Raw genomic sequence first — 16966 nt, forward strand, 5'->3', positions numbered from 1 at the left:
GATAGGGAGACTGATCACTGAAAAACTGTTACCTATTGCAAGATTGCCTGTTTATTTAATAGGAAGTGTAATCTCAAATTTAGTTCCGTGACCTAAAGTCGAATTAACAGAGATTAAACCTTTGTGTTTTTCGACGACAATTTGACGTGCGATCGCTAATCCTAAGCCTGTACCTTTTCCGACGGCTTTCGTTGTAAACAAGTGATCAAATATTTTGGGTTTTACGGCTTCATTGATCCCATGCCCATTATCAGTAATGATAATTTTAACATTTTCATTTTCGACTGATGTTTTAATAATAATTAGGTTAGGATTTGCTTGAATTTCAGCAAAACTTCGCCCAATATTCGACTCATCCAACGCATCAATCGCATTAGACAAAATATTCATAAACACCTGATTTAATTGCCCAGGAAAACACTCGACTTTCGGTAAGTTACCATAGTCTGTGACCACTTCCATTCCGGGACGTTTATCGTTAGCTTTGAGGCGATGCTTGAGAATTAAAAGTGTACTATCGATCCCTTCGTGAATATTGAATGGCACTTTATAATCCTTATCAGCCCGAGAAAATGTTCTTAAACTGGTGCTAATATTTTTTAATCGGTCACAAGCGATCAACATTGAATCGAGCATCTTGGGTAAATCTTCTAAGCTATAATCTAAGTCAATTTTTTCGGCGTGTTCTTGGATTTCATCACTGGGATTTGGTAGAGATTTTTGATAGAGTTTCAAGTGTTCAACAAGAGCAGCAATAGTCGGTTGAGCCTGTTTGAGACTAGCAAAAATAAAGCCCAAAGGATTATTCATCTCATGGGCAACACCCGCAACTAAATTGCCCAAGGCTGACATTTTCTCACTTTGAACAATTTGTAATTGAGCTTGTTGTAAATCCTGCAATGCTTTTTCTAATTCTTGGGATTTTTGTTGAACAGCCGCTTCTGCTTTTTTGCGATCATCAATGTCAGTACAAGTGCCAATCCATTCATAAATACTGCCATCTTCTGCCAGGAGTGGCACCCCTCGAACCGCAAAATAACGATAGTTTCCATCTGCACCTCGAATGCGATACTCCGTCTGATAAATACTTTTTGTTTCAATGGCATGAGTCCAGTCTTGAACGGTGTGTGAAATATCATCAGGATGAATGGCATTCAGCCATCCGGTTCCTTGGACTTCTTCTTCCGTTTGTCCTGTATATTCCATCCAGTGGACTGTATTGGTGTTCTCTCCTGAAACATTAGCTAACCAAATCATTTGAGAGGTTGCAGTTGCTAGAAAACGATAGCGTTTTTCACTTTGTTCTAATGCCTGGGATTTTTCTTGGGCTTGAGTATATAAACGAGCATTTTCTAGAGAAATTGCAGCTTGGGCGCAAAGTATGTTGAGGATTTTAACGCGATCGCTCGTAAATGCACCTGTTGCTAAGTTGTTCTCTAGATACACCATACCGATCAGCTTGCCCTGATGCAAAATTGGGCTGCACAGAATACTCTTTAAGAGGTGCTTCTGAATGTAAGCATCATTAATAAACTGCGGATCTATCCTGGCATCAAAGATCACAACGGGTTTCAGGCTGCGTTGAACCGTGTAAATTAAGCGAGTGGGTAACTCTTGGCTGTCTTCAACCGGATGAGGAAGCGATAAAACTGGACAACAATCAATGCCAGAGACAGCTTGAACCATCAAACCCTGTTCTTCTGATAAAATCAACACAGCTTTATCGGCTCCGGCATTTTCGATCACCACTTGCAGCAGAGTAGAGAGCAGTTTGTCTAATTCGATCTCCCTCGAAAGGGTTTGGGAAGCTTTCAAAATAGCCGCTAGATCGAAGGAATCCGAGATGCTGCATGAAGAACTCGTCGCAATAGCTGTAAGCGATGCAGTGATGGTTTCTTTGATCGAAAAAGGGGAATGACGCTGCTGCTTCAGGGGGGTGAGGAGTTGGGGATAACGTTGTTCTAAATCAATCACTTTGGCTTTCGCGCCCCAACGAGTATAACAATAATATGCTTCTTGGATATAAACTTGAGCGACCTTTTCTTTACCCCAGTCGAGGTAGAATTTAGCGGCGAGTTCATTCGCCAGCGCTTCTTCTTGGATAAAACCGTTTTCTTTGGCTCCAGAAATAGCGCGATCATAATATTCGATAGCTTCTGTTTTCTGACCCAAAACTCGATAACGTTCCGCTTCTACTAAATCAAATTTATGTTGAAAATTCATGGGCGCGTAAGTTGCCCAGTCTTTGAGTTTTTCTTGGTTATTCGCGATGCTTTCGTTCATCTGTTGCTGTTGCAGGCTTGAACAGTTTCCCAACACCGCTAAATAGGCTAAAGACTCATAGAAATGAAAGATGGGTACATAGACAAAAGCAAGTAGAGCATCTAAATATTGTTTAGCTTTCTCTACCTGTTCTACGGCTCCTTCAAAGTCTGAAAACAGATAGGAAACAACCAATTTATTAATCCAGAACAATCCTAATCCCGTGCGATCGCCCGATGTTTCATGTAAAGGAAGTTGATGCTGTTCATTGTAAGCAGTACCGCTCAACAGCAGTACGTTATCTCTCTCTCCCATTAAATTGAGCAGAATTTGTTGAGTCAACTGAGAATAAGTCAGAGTTACAGTTTGTCGAAGCTGATTGAGCGCTTCACAATATCGGCTAATTTCCGATTCCAGTTGTGGTAAATTTTCGCCCGAAAAATAGGCGTTTAAACTGTAGATCCACGCGGAATAACCCGCAAAAGCTAAATCCCCTAAGTCTAAACAAGTACAATAGGCATTTTGTAAGGGATTTAAGGTTTCGCGCAGGTGTATTTTCCAATGGCGGGTGTATACATAAACGAGTAATAATGTTTTCCCTTTTAATTCTGAATTTGGATAATGTGATAGCAGATCAAGGGCTAACTGACCGAATTCATACCCTAATTCAACATTTCTAATTACACCACACATCAATATCCCATAAGAAGCATAAGCAAAGGGGGAAGTTGACTCATTACCATAAACAACAGATAAATAAACCTTTTTTAAAACCACCAGTAAATACAATTGCGGTTCTGATAAATAAGCGACGGGTGCGGCAGATGTCAAAATGCGAGCGGCTGCTAAAATATTCACATCCGTTGCTTGGGGTAAATTTAGTAATTCGTTCGGTGAGCGTCCAGCGATCGCATCTGAGACGGTTTTAAAGGCTGTTTCTACATCTTCAGGACTGGGTGTTGCAGGCAGTTCTACGCCTAATTGTTGTAAGATAGCGAGTGCTGTGGCGATCGCTTCTGTGAACTGACCCTGAGCCGTTAAAGCCTCAATTTTCACCTGATAAACCCTGACTTGATCGAATGGGGTTTTCGCATGGTTGAGGATCTTATTTCCCAACGTCTCCATCTGCTCTAAATCACCGCCCAAATAAGCCGCTTCCGTGGCGATTTGATGCAGTGTTAGAGTCAATTCATACTGAGTTTGCCAACAGTTTTCAGCTAGTAAATTAATACCCAGTTTAGCATATTTCAGGGCAGCGAGATATGCAGTAGCCGCTTTTGCCTTGCGACTTGCCATCAAGTTAAACTGTGCTAGTTCCTGACGTTCGGTCAATTGGGTAATTAATTCAACGGCTATATTCAGTTGACTAACGATTTCAAAAATGCGGTCTTCGAGGTGAGTTTCTGGTATGTTATTCCTAAGTAATTGTCCAATCTTCAGGTGAACGGGTTGTTTCTCATCGCTGGGAATCAAAGAATAGGCAGCTTGTTGAACGCGATCGTGAAGGAATTTATAACTAACAATCTGTGAATGTTCTTGAGAAACCGCTTGATTGACTTCCCCAACATAAAACTTATAAACTTCACTTTGGGGCAAAATTAACCCTTCTTGCAAGGCTTTCCATAAACTTGCGGCGGTTTCTATTTCTGAGTGTTCTGAAACAATGGCTAAGGTTGCTAAATCAAATTGATTTCCAATACAAGCCGCTAACTTGAGTACATTTTGGGTTACTTCTGGCAACTTCTGCAACTGCAACGCCATAAATTCAACGACATCATCTGTCAGTGCTTGTTGATTGATCTGGGGAAGATCACATTGCCAACATCCCTCTACTAAATTGAACTTGATTAGCCCATCTTGATATAATGCTTTCAAAAATTGCGTGGCAAAAAATGGATTTCCTTGAGTTTTTTTATAAACCAATTCAGAAAGCGGCAATGCAAATTTTTCTGTACATTTCAGGGTATCAGCTACTAACTGATTGATTTGCCTTTGACTTAAGGGTTTTAACGTAATGGTATGAATGGCGGCAGTTTTTTCGATTTCACTTAAAGTTAACATTAACGGATGGGCTGGATTCACTTCGTTATCCCGATAGGCCCCTATTAAAAAAAGATGTCCGGTATCAGCCATTAATAACTGCATTAACTTCAGCGAGGCTGAATCAGCCCATTGCAAATCATCTAAAAATATCACTAATGGATGTTCAGCCGTCGTAAAAACTTGAGTAAATTTTTGAAATAATAAATTAAATCGATTTTGTGCTGCCGTTCCTGATAATTCTATAGCGGGCGGTTGTTCACCCATAATTCTTTCTAATTCGGGGATGACTTCAATAATCACTTGTCCATTTTCCCCAATGGCTTCTAATATTTTGCTTTTCCATTGCTGGATTTTAGTCTCGCTTTCTGTTAATAATTGCTCCATTAAATCTCGAAAGGCTTGCACAAATGCACTGAAGGGAATATTTCGTTGAAATTGGTCATATTTTCCTTTGATAAAATAACCCAGTTTCCTGACAATCGGTTTATGAACTTCGTTGACTACGGCTGTTTTTCCAATCCCAGAAAAACCAGCGACTAGCATGAGTTCTCCTCTTCCTTCTGGGGGATTACTGACTCTTTCAAAGGCTTGCAGGAGGGTTTTTACTGAGGTTTCTCGTCCATAGAGTTTGTCGGGGATGATCAAGCGATCGCACAGATCCCGTCGCCCGATTTCAAAAGATTCAATCTCACCCGTTTTTTGAAGTTCAGTTAAACATTTTTCTAAATCATATTTCAGTCCCAATGCACTTTGATAGCGATCTTCGGCATTTTTTGCCATCAATTTTTCGATGATTTCTGATAAGACAGATGGAATTTTTGAATTAATTTCATGGACTAAGGGTGATGCTTTGGCAATATGATAATGTACTAACTCCATCGGATCACTAGATTGAAAAGGCAATTCTCTTATGAGTAATTCATAAAACGTTACACCTAAAGAATAAAAATCGCTGCGGTAGTCAATTCCCCGGTTCATTCTGCCAGTTTGTTCGGGGGAAAGATAGGCTAAAGTCCCTTCTAGGACGTTAGGATTTTCGATTTCTGGGGTTTCTTTGGGTAGCAGCGAGGAAATACTGAAATCTATCAGCTTGACTTCTAGGGTTTCGGCTTGAATGAGAATATTGGCAGGTTTAATATCTTTATGAATCACCCCATATTGATGCAACTGCTGTAGGGTATCTGCGAGTTGAATAGCAATCAAGAGAAATTGCTCTAATGTCAGTGGTTTTTCCAGGGTAAATCGCTCCAAAGAAATGCCACCAAAATCTTCCATCACCAAAGCATAGCCATTTTGGTAGGGTTCTAAGTTGTAGGGTTTGATAATACCTGGAATCTCTAAATTTTTGGCAATGGTATACTGATTCCGAAATTGCACCAGTTCACTAAAAGTGGGATATTGCCGTTTTAGAAGCTTAATGACTACAGGGAATTTGTCATCAATACGGACGGCTCGATAAACTAATGTTCGACTCCCTAAATAAACGGTTTCGGTAATTTCATAGTTAGGAATATTAACAGTTGTTTGAGAGTTGGAGTTATTCATAGTCAGAGTTGATTGAGAGTTGAGCAGGAAGTCTGTTGTTTTAATGATTTGAATTTTACCAATAAATTAACTTTTTATTTCGGCTTTACTAGGTCAAGTGATCACAAATTCTGTTCCTTCTCCCAGTCTAGAGTTGACGTGAATCGTTCCCCGATTCTTTTCAACTACAATTTGACCTGGGATTGCTAACCCTAACCCTGTTTCTTGTACTAGGGGTTTCGTTGTCAATAAAAATGTATCGGCTATTAAGATGATCAAGCGATCGCACAAATCCCGTCGCCCAATTTCAAAGTCTTCTATCTCACCCGTTTCTTGAAAATGCACCAACTCCATCGGATCATTGAATTGAAAAGGCAATTCCCCGGTGAGTAATTCGTAAAACGTCACACCTAAAGAATAAAAATCACGTTGAGTTTCGGGTTGAATCAAAATATTGGCAGGTTTAATATCTTTATGAATCACCCGACAACGATGCAGCCCGGAGAGCGTTTCTGTCAGTTGCAGCCCAATGTTAAGAAAATCGACAATCGATAGGGGGGTTAAGTGATGATCAGGATTTGCTGTTGTTGGTTTGAGGTAATCTGCCAGGGAAATACCGCCCACATCTTCCATAATTAGGGTATAGCTCTGACGATACCGCTCTAACGCTAAGGGTTTAACCACAGTGGGTAGCGCCAGATTTTGAGCAATCACGTACTGGTTGCGAAATCGGACTAATTCTGCAAAGCTTGGGTATTCCTCTGGCAGCAGTTTGAGGACGACGGGATACTGATCGGTTTCACGAATCCCTCGATAGACCAGGGTACCTGACCCAGCATAGAGCTGATTGATAATCCGATAGCCTGGTAAATCGATATTAACGGTATTCATGCTCAACCCCTCCGATCAACCTGCGAAAAATCTTTCTTTTAAGCCCAAAAATTTTCCCTCGTTGCGATACTGTACAACGAATCTGCTCTGACTTCCATTATACAAAGGTTTCCAGTTGCATTGATTTTTGAGCTTTTAACTGAACAATTTGAGGGTTTTTTTTTAAGTAAAGACGAGAAAATAACAAATAAGCCAATTAGTGATCAGTGAATCCTAATTGGCTTTCTCTATTTCTGATTGGGTATTAAATTTTTGTTCTAATTCTTGACTTCTGACATTTCTACAACACGTCCGTCTAAATCTTTGACTAGAAAATTAAGGGGTTTTTCACTGCGAATTTTAAATTTTACTCCGCGTGTTTGTACTCGCATTAAGATTTGTTCTAAACAGTCGTGATCGAAACAAACATGACGATGACGGTTTTTCGGGCCATAACTTGCACCACTAATGATGTGTAACTGAGTATTTTTCATTAATTGATACCATAAACCCTCAGAAGTACCCAACTCCGAAGAACTCCTCGAAGGAGTCGCCACGCTTGTAGACATATAGAGGGGATCAATTCCTGTTGCTCCTAGTGTTTGCTCATAGTTGTAATAATAGTGCAGGGGAACATCTGCAACGGGCATATCGAGCAAGCCTTCATAGAACTGTCGGGCAACATTCAGATCGCTCACCATAATGGTATGTACTTTCGGCGCACTGGTGAGAAACATCCACATAGCCCCAGCATAGGCGGCAAGCAGCATCACCATTACACCTTGAGTCGAGAAGATACTGTCAAGTGCAGGGAAAAAGGCACTCAAGGGGAAATGGGGTAGAGAAAAATCAATCAGATCAATAGCTAGCATGAATGATATAAATGTAAACTAGACTCAACAGTGGGGTTGGCAGAGACTAACGTCCCAATGTCTGGCTAATTCTAATGTTAACAAAAAGTTATCCAAATACGTCGGGTTTGGGGAGCCATACAACGAAGTTCTCGCCTATCGAGGATCTTGGTAACTTAAAAAATTACTAGACCCCAGAGAGGGAGGGTCATATCAATAGTAGCCATGACTGAACTGATCGTTTCCTTTATTATAGCGCTACTGTGACAAACAAATTGGGGATAAAGTCGTTGATTCCCACTGAGTTAATCTTTGTGAGCAATCACATAATAACGCCAAGGTGCGGGATAACCTTCTATCGTTAATGAAGGATTTTCTGGAGCTAGAAATTCCGATAAACTCTCAATATTTGCCCAACTTGTGCGGCGTTGTTCTTGGGTTGAAAGCGGTTCAGCAAAAAAACAATTGACGTTCGTAAAACCTGCCCGATTGATCCAATTTTCGAGTGCTAATTGAGTGGGCAAAAACCAAATTCCTCGCGCCTGTGCATAACGTTTTTCAGGGGTGAGTGCAACAGGTAAATCTCCCGGTATTCCCTGACAATCTATAATAATTTCTCCGTGTTTTTTCAGAGATTTATGCAGTTTTCGCAGTAAACCCACAGGATCAGTATGATGATACAAAATCCCTAAACAGAAAATTGTATCAAAAAAATCAGGATAAAGGTCAATATGTTCGACACCTAAAAGTTCAAAATGAAGCATTTCCTGTTGAACAATATTCTGAAATAATTGAAAATTCCAGAAATGTTTAGCATAGGGTTCAAACCCAATTACACAAGCAGGGTTTTGATGCGCCATCCGCAACATAAAATAACCATTATGACAGCCAATATCAGCGATTTTTTTATCTGTTAAAGATTGAATATGGGGTAAAATTCGCTGCCATTTCCAATCCGAACGCCATTCGGCATCAATCAAAGTTCCAAACAGTTCAAACGGCCCTTTTTTCCAGGGACAGAACGTTTTTAGAGTTTGATAAAATCGTTGCTGTTCTTCGGAAGAGAGTTCATCCGCTTCACCAATTTTCACCACAGAATCTGCAAAGTTAAACGTATTGGTTTGAATATCTCTAACCGCTTTAACCGCTTGATAATAGGGCTTATTTTTAGCGTCAAATCGTTGTATTTCTCGTTTTTGACGAATGTCTAAAATTGTTTCCCGTTCAATCAGATCACTGTATTCTTCAAGATAGTCAGGCGCAACATAGCCAATATTTTCATCTAACATTTTAGATCGATACATTTACAGATTCATCTATCTTAGAGTAGCTTAAGTTGACATCTATAGCAATCAGCAGGGAGCCTGTTTACAACTTCTTTGTGTTCTTGGTGTCTTGGTGGTTAAATTAGCCTGGCTGCTATCAAACTCAACAAAATTAATCAAAAAGTAAATCCTGTAGACAGAATTCAGAAAAATAACGAGTTTACCCCTGAGTATGAGAAATTAAGATGTTTTAGGTTAACGCAGAAACTAGGCCGATTTTAAAGCCACAAATGAAATAAAGTTATGCAGTTTAATAATAGAGTCAACCTGTTCAAAACCACTTTCCTGTAACATGGCAATTTGTTCATTTTCAGTTAACGGAATTAAGACGTTTTCGAGTGCTTCTTTCTTCCGTTCAATTTCATTTTTGGCGTAACCATTACGAGTTTTAAAGGCTTCATAGTGTCGGGTAATTGTTTCTTGAAATAGGGGAGAAGCTGATCGAATTTTTTCACTGAGAAAGAACAAGCCACCCGGAACTAAACCTTCATAGATTTTTCGCAGTAACTTTTGACGTTGATGTAGGGGTAAAAACTGTAATGTATAGTTCATTACAACAACACTACTTTGATGAAAAGAACAGTTTTCGGCTTGATTACAAATTAGTTCAATTTGATGAATTTTAGAGATTTCAGCTAACTTTGCTGAGGCTTTTTCTAACATCGCTTGAGAACTATCTATCCCCACTAAGGTTGCAGGTTGCTTCAGAAAACGTCCGAGTAATTCTAAAAAAGTTCCTGTTGAACAACCAATATCAATCACTTTTGTTCCCTCTTGATAATAGGCTAAACTCCAATGCGCCGCACAAGCAACCACCTCTCGATACAGAGGAACGGAACGAGACACCATATCATCAAAAACCCGCACCACTTCTTCATTAAATACAAAAGGTTTTGGCCAGGTTCCTTTCTCAAAAAGTTCGTCTTTTTCGGAACTAAAATAGAGTTCAGTATTGAATAAATCGCTCATTTTTTAATACTTGAGATAAAAATCTTTAACTAAATCAATGAACTCTTGTGTGTAAATATGTCTATCAGTTTCAATTGTTAGAGTATTTTCTGCATAGTTGTTTGAGTTGAGACTAAATTCCATTAAAATTCGCTTGACTGAACTTGTCGGAGTCGGTTTAACAAACAGCTTTTTATTACAAAAAAGACCCAGTTTTTGAGCCATCTTTTGAAAACTGTTCGCCGCTTCGGTGGGATAAATAACCGCTAACCGTCCATCCTCTTTTAAAAGCTGTTTGGCGACGTTTAATAAATCTATCGGTGACAAAAGATCCGTATGTCGCGCCACTGTTCTCGCTGGTTTAGAGGCTTTAGAGGCATTCTCAAAAAAAGGAGGATTTGAGATAATTAAATTATATCGCATTGAACAACAGTTTGTATAGTCCTGAATAGAAAGATGATAGATTTTAACTCGTTCTTTCCAAGGTGATAATGCAACATTTTCTTTCGCTTGAATACATGAACGTTCATCAATTTCTACTGCGTCTATTTTCGCCATTGAACGTTGCGCCAGCATTAACGCTATCAAACCCGTCCCTGTACCAATATCTAATATATTCTCAGTCTTTTCAACCTCTGTCCAGGCGCCTAAAAGTACACCATCGGTTCCCACTTTCATCGCACAACGATCTTGAAAAATCGTAAACTGTTTAAACTTAAAATAAGGATTTGAACATCTAGCCATTCTCTATTTTACCTAAAAGTACAGCACCTGGCATGGCTTTTTTAAACCAATTTGTAATCAAAATTTGTTCGCCGTCGCATTTTGTTATTACTTCCGCTTTTAAATTGCGAAATTCTAGTTCCTCTGGAAGTTCTCGTTCTTCACCTGTTGGCAAAATTAAAGCATGAACTTGTGAAAACTCAAAGGGTTGTAACGCATAAAAAATAACAGCAGTTTTGCTTTCCACCGCTACAATTTCTGCCAGCCCTATTTCATTGCGATATTCAGACAATTTCGCCTTTGACTTCATGCGATGAAAAATAGAAGTCGTGCGGTTCGCTTTAAAAAAAGGTGCGCGAATAGGTTTAGGCCATTGAGTTTTTAGTGTTGTTGGGTTTTCTAAGATTTGCTGACAAATATTATCGATATTTACTGCAACATTATCAGCTTGGCTTAAATGTCTTAAGTCTAAACGAACCGTCTTTAACCCGGCTTTTTCTAAGGAGGCTAACTGATCTAAAATAAACTGATCCTTATCCAAAAACATCAACGTACCATGTACCGTTTCTAACGTTGGAAAAGGTCTATTTTGAGTTTCTTCAGATGCAACAGTTGTTTCGATATAACGAACTTCTTCTGAACTGTTAACCGATAAATGTTGTGCTAACAGAGAACGAGGAGAATAAAACAGCAAAATTCGCCCCACCCCTAAAATTTCACAAGCAACAGGAAGCTTTTGACAATATTCTATCAGTTGTTGTTCGGGAAGTTCTATCGATAAAATTAACCGTTCTAGGGAACCAGAAAGAACTTCACACCAGCCGAGTAACGCTTCAAAATTATGATTTCCCGTTTCTACAATAAGCTGTATTTTAAGCTTCGGAAAATGGGTTTTCACCCACCAAGCCGCACCCGGATCACAAACTCGAATTGCTGAAAAGATGTTAAAATTAACTGGGGTAAGTTTTTGACAGATTTCTATCATCATCTGTTCTGTCATTAAAATATCCCAAACTAACACCGGATGCAGTGAACGGTTAACCGCTTCCGAGGCGAGAAATTCTACAGTTTCAAGCGAAAGTTTACCTTGACGCGCTAATAGTAAAGGTTCAAGTAAAACCTCTTGTAAATTCGGCGCATGAACACACCGTTCTAAATCAGCAATAGATGAGACAAAGGTGTTAAATTGCATTAAAAATCTAAGAATAAGTGACTAATTCAGCTTGAACAAGGGTATTTTGTTGGGCGAGTCGAATGACCGTTAATTTTGTAATATTCTGTAGAATATTAACCCTCGGAATACAGACAACACTATCTTTTTGGATGCTGTTTAAACGTTCCCCTGTGACTGAAAACAGTTGAGTGATTTTCCAGTTAATAATCTCTCCTTGCGGTGGAATAATGTCAATTTCATCTCCCACTGCTAAAGGTTCTAGTAACTGAATTGCCAAATAATTAGGTGTTGTATCAATAACAATCCCCAAATATTCGTGAGTTCCGCGATTATTTCCCGACAATTGACCAAATACAGAATCACTATCAGCCGGATTTTCTAAGGAACCCGAAGAATAATCCCGATGAGGAATTGATTCTAAATTTTTCGCAATTTTATCAATTAATTCCGGTGTTACTGTTCCCTCAACATAAGCATCAATCAGTTGTCGATAGGCTTTACACGTCATCGCAACATAAAAAGAAGACTTCATGCGTCCTTCTATTTTCAAAGAACAAATTTTATGTTGAAAAAACTCGGCGATTTGATGAACTCCCCACAAATCTTTTGAAGACATAAACGTGATCGGATTTTCCTCTTGATTTTCAAGTTTATAAGGTAATCGACAAGATTGTATACAACCACCTCGATTAGAATCTCGACCTGCGGTAAAATTAGAAATCGTGCAGTGACCCGAATAAGCCATACACATCGCCCCATGAATAAACATTTCAACATCAATCCCGCATTTTTCTCCGATTAAACCTGTTTCTGCAATACTCAATTCTCGGCCAACAATTAAACGTTTAACGCCAAATTGTTTCCAAAGTTCTGCGGCGGAAGAATTCAAACAAGAGGCTTGGGTTGAAAGATGAATATTCAGGTTAGAACTCTTGCGAACCACTCGTAAAACTCCTAAATCTGAAACAATGACCGCATCAATTCCAATCGATTCGAGAAACTGACAATAGTCTCCTAAACCGTCAAAATCGGCATCATGCAAAAAGGCATTTAAAGTCACATAAAGTTGAGCGTTATACTGATGAGCAAATTCTGCCCCCTGTTGCAAATCATAATCCGTAAAATTATCGGCCCGCGCCCGTAAACCGTAGTTCTGTCCGCCCACATAAACCGCATCTGCACCATAAAGAATGGCAACTTTTAATCGTTCTAGATTTTTCGCTGGGGCTAGGAGTTCAGGTTTCCATTTTGTGATCATTTTTATTTTTTGTTAACTCCAATGGGTTCAATTTGTTCTACAATATATTTTAATCGATTCTCTAACCAGTCGGGCGAGTTTATCTAGAAATGATTGCATAAATAATGTTAGACCAAACAAAAGCCCCTTTAGTCGAAGCACTACAAACCCTAGCAAACCGTCCTCACGCTGCTTTTTATGCACCCGGACATAAACAAGGACAGGGAATAAACCCTCTTTTGCAGACTGTTTTGGGTTCAAAAGTCTTTCGCGCAGACTTACCCGAATTACCCGAATTAGATAATTTATTTGCACCCGAAGGCGTTATTAAAGAAGCACAAGAACTCGCTGCCGAGGCATTTGGGGCTGAACAAACTTGGTTTTTAGTCAATGGTTCAACAAGCGGAATTATTGCGGCAATTTTAGCAACGTGTCGAACAGGCGATCAAATTATTGTACCGCGAAATGTACATCAATCTGTGATTTCTGGGTTAATCTTATCCGGGGCAATTCCTATCTTTATTCAACCCGAATATGATACTCATTGGGATCTCGCTTATAGTATTACGACTGACGCTCTTAAAGCCGCCCTAAATCAACATTCCGATGTCAAAGCCGTTCTTGCAGTTTATCCCACCTATCACGGCATTTGTGGAGAGATAAAACAACTTGCTGCAATCACTCATCAATACAATATTCCCCTACTCGTTGATGAAGCACACGGCCCCCATTTTCACTTTCATCCAGACTTTCCCATCGCCGCATTAACCGCAGGTGCAGATTTAGTTGTACAGTCTATTCATAAAGTATTAGGCGCAATGACACAAGCTTCAATGTTACACGTTCAAGGAAATAAAATTAATCGAAATCGCTTAAACCAAGCCTTACAAATGGTACAATCTAGTAGTCCGAATTATTTATTATTAGCCTCTCTTGATGCCGCTCGTCAACAGATGGCAACTCAAGGGCGATTTTTAATGGAACAAACGTTAAACTTAGCAGCAAAAGCGAGAATATTATTAGATAAAATCCCGAAAATTTCCGTTCTCGAATTCCCCAAAAGCAAACAAACATCCTTTACCGAATTAGACCCCACTCGCCTGACGATTAAAATTTCAGATTTGGGATTAACAGGGTATCAAGCCGACGAGATTTTACATCAACAATTCAAAGTTACAGCCGAGTTACCCAGTTTAAAGCATTTAACGTTTATTATAAGTTTGGGCAATACAGAAGCCAATATTGAACAACTGGTGAACGCTTTCACTCAACTATCTACAATGGGCAAATCTCAACCTCTAAACCGTGAATTTCCACTTCCGCCTGGGTTTTTACCTGCGATGCAACTTTCACCTCGGGAAGCCTTTGAGGCGGCAAGTCAGAGGCGAAGCGTTCAAGATTGTGTGGGTTGTATTAGCGCTGAAATCATCTGTCCCTATCCACCCGGAATTCCGATTTTAATGCCCGGTGAACAAATTACTCTAGAGGCAATTACCTATTTACAAAATATTTTAGCTCAAGGTGGAATTATTACCGGATGTAGCGATCCGACTCTGGAAACCCTAAAAATCTGCCAACCCCAACCCAAATCAAACAATTACCCCTATTCTTAAACAAATACCCTCACCGTCAAATTCTCAGTCACCACTATTGTAGGGGTCATTCATGAAGCCACCCCTACCCGTTAACCGTTTTTTCCTCTTGCCTATTCCCTCTGTTGCAAAGTTCCTAAGATTGCAAACTTTGCCCTGTCCCCTGTAACCTCTAACCTAACTTCAAATGCCTTCCCAACTGTGGCCTTATATCACCCCCGGTATTCCCGATGAATTATTTGAACGTTTACCGGGTATTCCGATGAGTAAGCGAGAAGTTCGCTTATTATTAATATCTCACCTACGACTCCAAGCCGACTCCGTAGTATGGGATATTGGCGCCGGTACCGGAACCATTCCCGTCGAAATTGGGTTATTGTGTCCCCAAGGTAAAATTGTAGCCGTTGAACGAGACTCAGATGTTGCCAGTTTAATTCGCCAAAATTGCGATCGCTTTGAAGTACACAATGTAGAAATCGTAGAAGGAAGCGCCCCTGAGTGTCTAAAAGATTTATCAACCATCCCCCATCGAGTTTGTCTAGAAGGAGGGCGAGATATCAAAGCCATCTTGACAGAAGCTTGGAAATACTTGCAAACTGGAGGTCGAATTGTTGCCACCGCTTCTAACCTAGAGAGTCTCTATGGCATCTCAGAAGGCTTCGCCCAGTTACAAGTTCGGAATGTAGAAGTCGTTCAATCTTCCATTAACCGTTTAGAACGACGGGGAAGGAGTCAAAGTTTTGAAGCGATTAATCCCATGTTTATTTTAAGCGGCGAAAAACTCGATTAGGAAAAGTTGTAACTTGTTTACTCAATGCCGTCATACTTAAAGTTGGGGGGCGTAGTGGTTTAAGCCTTCAACCCAGCATCACGCCATATCATCTGCCTTATGTCTTGGTCTCGCGTTTTTAGTGGAATTGTTGCCATCACCGTCGCTCTCGGAATGATTCTTTGGGGAGGATGGTACTTTACCATTGGCTTTGGAATTATTATTTACCTGGGTCAACTCGAATATTTTCAGCTTGTCCGGGCAAAGGGAATTGAACCTGCGGGGAAAACCACCTTGGTTGTGAGTCAAGCCTTGCTGATTACGGCAGCTTTTGCCCCCAATTTAGTCGATGCAATGTTTGCCCTAGCTGGAACCCTAATCTGTTTTTACCTATTGTTTCAGCCCAAACTCTCCACAATTGCTGATATCGCCTCCTCAATTTTAGGACTATTCTATGGGGGTTATTTGCCGAGCTACTGGGTGCGATTGCGTGTGGGCATTGAACACCCTTCACTGTTAGTCAGTAGCGCGATGATCAACCCTCAACTCAACCTCGACTGGCATCAGTGGTTGACTCATCCGAATAATCTTCCGGTGGGATTAACCGCAACCTTACTGGCGTTTCTCTGCATTTGGGCGGCGGATATTGGGGCTTATATTGTCGGTAAGTTTTTCGGGCGGACTCGCCTCTCAGAGATTAGTCCCAAAAAAACCGTCGAAGGCGCTGTGTTTGGCGTAACTGGAAGTATCGCAGTTGCCATTACTGGGGCTTGGTATCTGCAATGGCCGGGTTTTCCTTGGTCGGGTGGGGCCTTGGGTTTATTGATTGGGATTGCCAGTTTACTCGGGGATTTAACCGAGTCGATGATGAAGCGGGATGCGGGAGTTAAAGATTCTGGACAACTGATTCCGGGTCATGGTGGAATATTAGATCGGGCCGATAGTTATGTATTTACCGCACCCTTGGTTTATTATTTCATCACGTTATTGTTACCCTTACTTTCTCGTTGATGGTTGACCAAAAAAATTGGGATACAAGCCCCGTCCGTGACTGACGGCTTTTCAAGATTGCTGAATATACTCTTTCAGCACTTCAATCGGTGCGCCTCCAACTGAACAAGCAAAGTAGGCAGGACTCCACAAAGCTTCTTTATGCGGTTTTGGGTATCCTGCCTGTCCGTATCTACGGCTAGAGACACCTTTGAGAGTGTTAACAATTTGGGACACTGAAAGTTTAGGCGGATACTCAATAATGGCGTGAATGTGGTCTGATTCTCCATTGAACTCCAATATTTGAAAGTTCATTTTTTTAGCCACTTCTCGGAAAGATTGATCTATTACTCTCAGCCTTTCATTGGTCAAAACAGGCTGACGATATTTGGTTACGCAGACCAAATGGGTGAGCAATGCTGTAACGCTATGCCTTTCGTGCCTTAAGTCTCTTTTCATTTTTGCAGACTCAGCTATAATCATGTAGTAGACCAATTATAGCTGAGTTCCGTGAAAGCCAGGTATCAATTCCGAAGTGCGACTCGTTGGCTAGAAACCAGACCAACTTGGTTTTAGGGGGATTAGCCGCAAGGTATATAACCTTGACAACTGAATGACCATGTAGGTGAGAGTTAGTACCCTAGAACACTAAAATCCT

At 40.4% G+C, this 16966-nt stretch carries 10 protein-coding genes and 2 pseudogenes; 3 read left to right on the top strand and 9 right to left on the bottom strand.

Annotation, left to right across the window (positions count from 1 at the left end; translation table 11 throughout):
* Positions 1-51: 51 nt before the first annotated feature.
* The 8 genes and pseudogenes from VB836_RS23040 to VB836_RS23075 all read right to left on the bottom strand — a co-directional run bounded on the left by VB836_RS23040 (position 52) and on the right by VB836_RS23075 (position 12978).
* Positions 52-5850, bottom strand: coding sequence for an AAA family ATPase (locus VB836_RS23040; protein ID WP_323222889.1), 5799 nt, complete (start codon positions 5848-5850; stop codon positions 52-54).
* 318 nt (positions 5851-6168) lie between these two features.
* Positions 6169-6720 (bottom strand): annotated as a pseudogene (locus tag VB836_RS23045) (serine/threonine protein kinase); the annotation flags it as partial.
* Positions 6721-6977: 257 nt separating this feature from the next.
* Positions 6978-7571 carry a VOC family protein gene (locus VB836_RS23050; protein ID WP_323222892.1) on the bottom strand — a complete coding sequence of 198 codons (594 nt, stop codon included), beginning with the start codon at positions 7569-7571 and terminating at the stop codon, positions 6978-6980.
* Positions 7572-7855: 284 nt separating this feature from the next.
* Entirely contained in the window at positions 7856-8854 is a 999-nt protein-coding gene (cmoB, locus tag VB836_RS23055; RefSeq protein WP_323222894.1) for a tRNA 5-methoxyuridine(34)/uridine 5-oxyacetic acid(34) synthase CmoB, read from the bottom strand.
* Between the two features lie 228 nt (positions 8855-9082).
* The gene (cmoA, locus tag VB836_RS23060) at positions 9083-9844 is read right to left on the bottom strand and encodes a carboxy-S-adenosyl-L-methionine synthase CmoA (RefSeq protein WP_046279672.1); all 762 of its coding nucleotides are present in this window, start codon (positions 9842-9844) and stop codon (positions 9083-9085) included.
* Between the two features lie 3 nt (positions 9845-9847).
* Entirely contained in the window at positions 9848-10567 is a 720-nt protein-coding gene (locus VB836_RS23065; RefSeq protein ID WP_323222897.1) for a tRNA1(Val) (adenine(37)-N6)-methyltransferase, read from the bottom strand.
* Positions 10560-11738 (bottom strand): U32 family peptidase, encoded by a 1179-nt coding sequence (locus VB836_RS23070; RefSeq protein WP_323222899.1) that lies wholly within the window; start codon positions 11736-11738, stop codon positions 10560-10562. The genes VB836_RS23065 and VB836_RS23070 overlap by 8 nt, the downstream gene beginning before the upstream one ends.
* Positions 11739-11745: 7 nt before the next feature.
* The gene (locus VB836_RS23075) at positions 11746-12978 is read right to left on the bottom strand and encodes a peptidase U32 family protein (RefSeq protein WP_046279675.1); all 1233 of its coding nucleotides are present in this window, start codon (positions 12976-12978) and stop codon (positions 11746-11748) included.
* Positions 12979-13082: 104 nt separating this feature from the next.
* On the opposite strand from VB836_RS23075, the gene VB836_RS23080 reads away from it, so the two are divergent.
* The 3 genes from VB836_RS23080 to VB836_RS23090 all read left to right on the top strand — a co-directional run bounded on the left by VB836_RS23080 (position 13083) and on the right by VB836_RS23090 (position 16329).
* Entirely contained in the window at positions 13083-14570 is a 1488-nt protein-coding gene (locus VB836_RS23080; protein ID WP_323222902.1) for an aminotransferase class I/II-fold pyridoxal phosphate-dependent enzyme, read from the top strand.
* A 166-nt stretch (positions 14571-14736) separates the two neighbouring features.
* Entirely contained in the window at positions 14737-15339 is a 603-nt protein-coding gene (gene cbiT / locus VB836_RS23085; RefSeq protein ID WP_046279677.1) for a precorrin-6Y C5,15-methyltransferase subunit CbiT, read from the top strand.
* A gap of 99 nt (positions 15340-15438) precedes the next feature.
* Positions 15439-16329 carry a phosphatidate cytidylyltransferase gene (locus tag VB836_RS23090; RefSeq protein ID WP_323222905.1) on the top strand — a complete coding sequence of 297 codons (891 nt, stop codon included), beginning with the start codon at positions 15439-15441 and terminating at the stop codon, positions 16327-16329.
* Between the two features lie 41 nt (positions 16330-16370).
* Here the strand turns inward: VB836_RS23090 and tnpA are convergent.
* Positions 16371-16767, bottom strand: a pseudogene (gene tnpA / locus VB836_RS23095) (IS200/IS605 family transposase); the annotation flags it as partial.
* Positions 16768-16966: the final 199 nt, after the last annotated feature.

Origin of the sequence: Limnoraphis robusta BA-68 BA1 (assembly GCF_034932365.1) — a bacterium.
GTDB classification, from domain to species: domain Bacteria; phylum Cyanobacteriota; class Cyanobacteriia; order Cyanobacteriales; family Microcoleaceae; genus Capilliphycus; species Capilliphycus robustus.

Coding starts and splice junctions, on each gene's coding strand:
- VB836_RS23065 (WP_323222897.1), bottom strand. CDS start 10,567: ATGGCTAGATGTTCAAATCCTTATTTTAAGTTTAAACAGTTTACGATT.
- VB836_RS23070 (WP_323222899.1), bottom strand. CDS start 11,738: ATGCAATTTAACACCTTTGTCTCATCTATTGCTGATTTAGAACGGTGT.
- cmoA (WP_046279672.1), bottom strand. CDS start 9,844: ATGAGCGATTTATTCAATACTGAACTCTATTTTAGTTCCGAAAAAGAC.
- cbiT (WP_046279677.1), top strand. CDS start 14,737: ATGCCTTCCCAACTGTGGCCTTATATCACCCCCGGTATTCCCGATGAA.
- VB836_RS23080 (WP_323222902.1), top strand. CDS start 13,083: ATGTTAGACCAAACAAAAGCCCCTTTAGTCGAAGCACTACAAACCCTA.
- VB836_RS23050 (WP_323222892.1), bottom strand. CDS start 7,571: ATGCTAGCTATTGATCTGATTGATTTTTCTCTACCCCATTTCCCCTTG.
- VB836_RS23075 (WP_046279675.1), bottom strand. CDS start 12,978: ATGATCACAAAATGGAAACCTGAACTCCTAGCCCCAGCGAAAAATCTA.
- VB836_RS23090 (WP_323222905.1), top strand. CDS start 15,439: ATGTCTTGGTCTCGCGTTTTTAGTGGAATTGTTGCCATCACCGTCGCT.
- cmoB (WP_323222894.1), bottom strand. CDS start 8,854: ATGTATCGATCTAAAATGTTAGATGAAAATATTGGCTATGTTGCGCCT.
- VB836_RS23040 (WP_323222889.1), bottom strand. CDS start 5,850: ATGAATAACTCCAACTCTCAAACAACTGTTAATATTCCTAACTATGAA.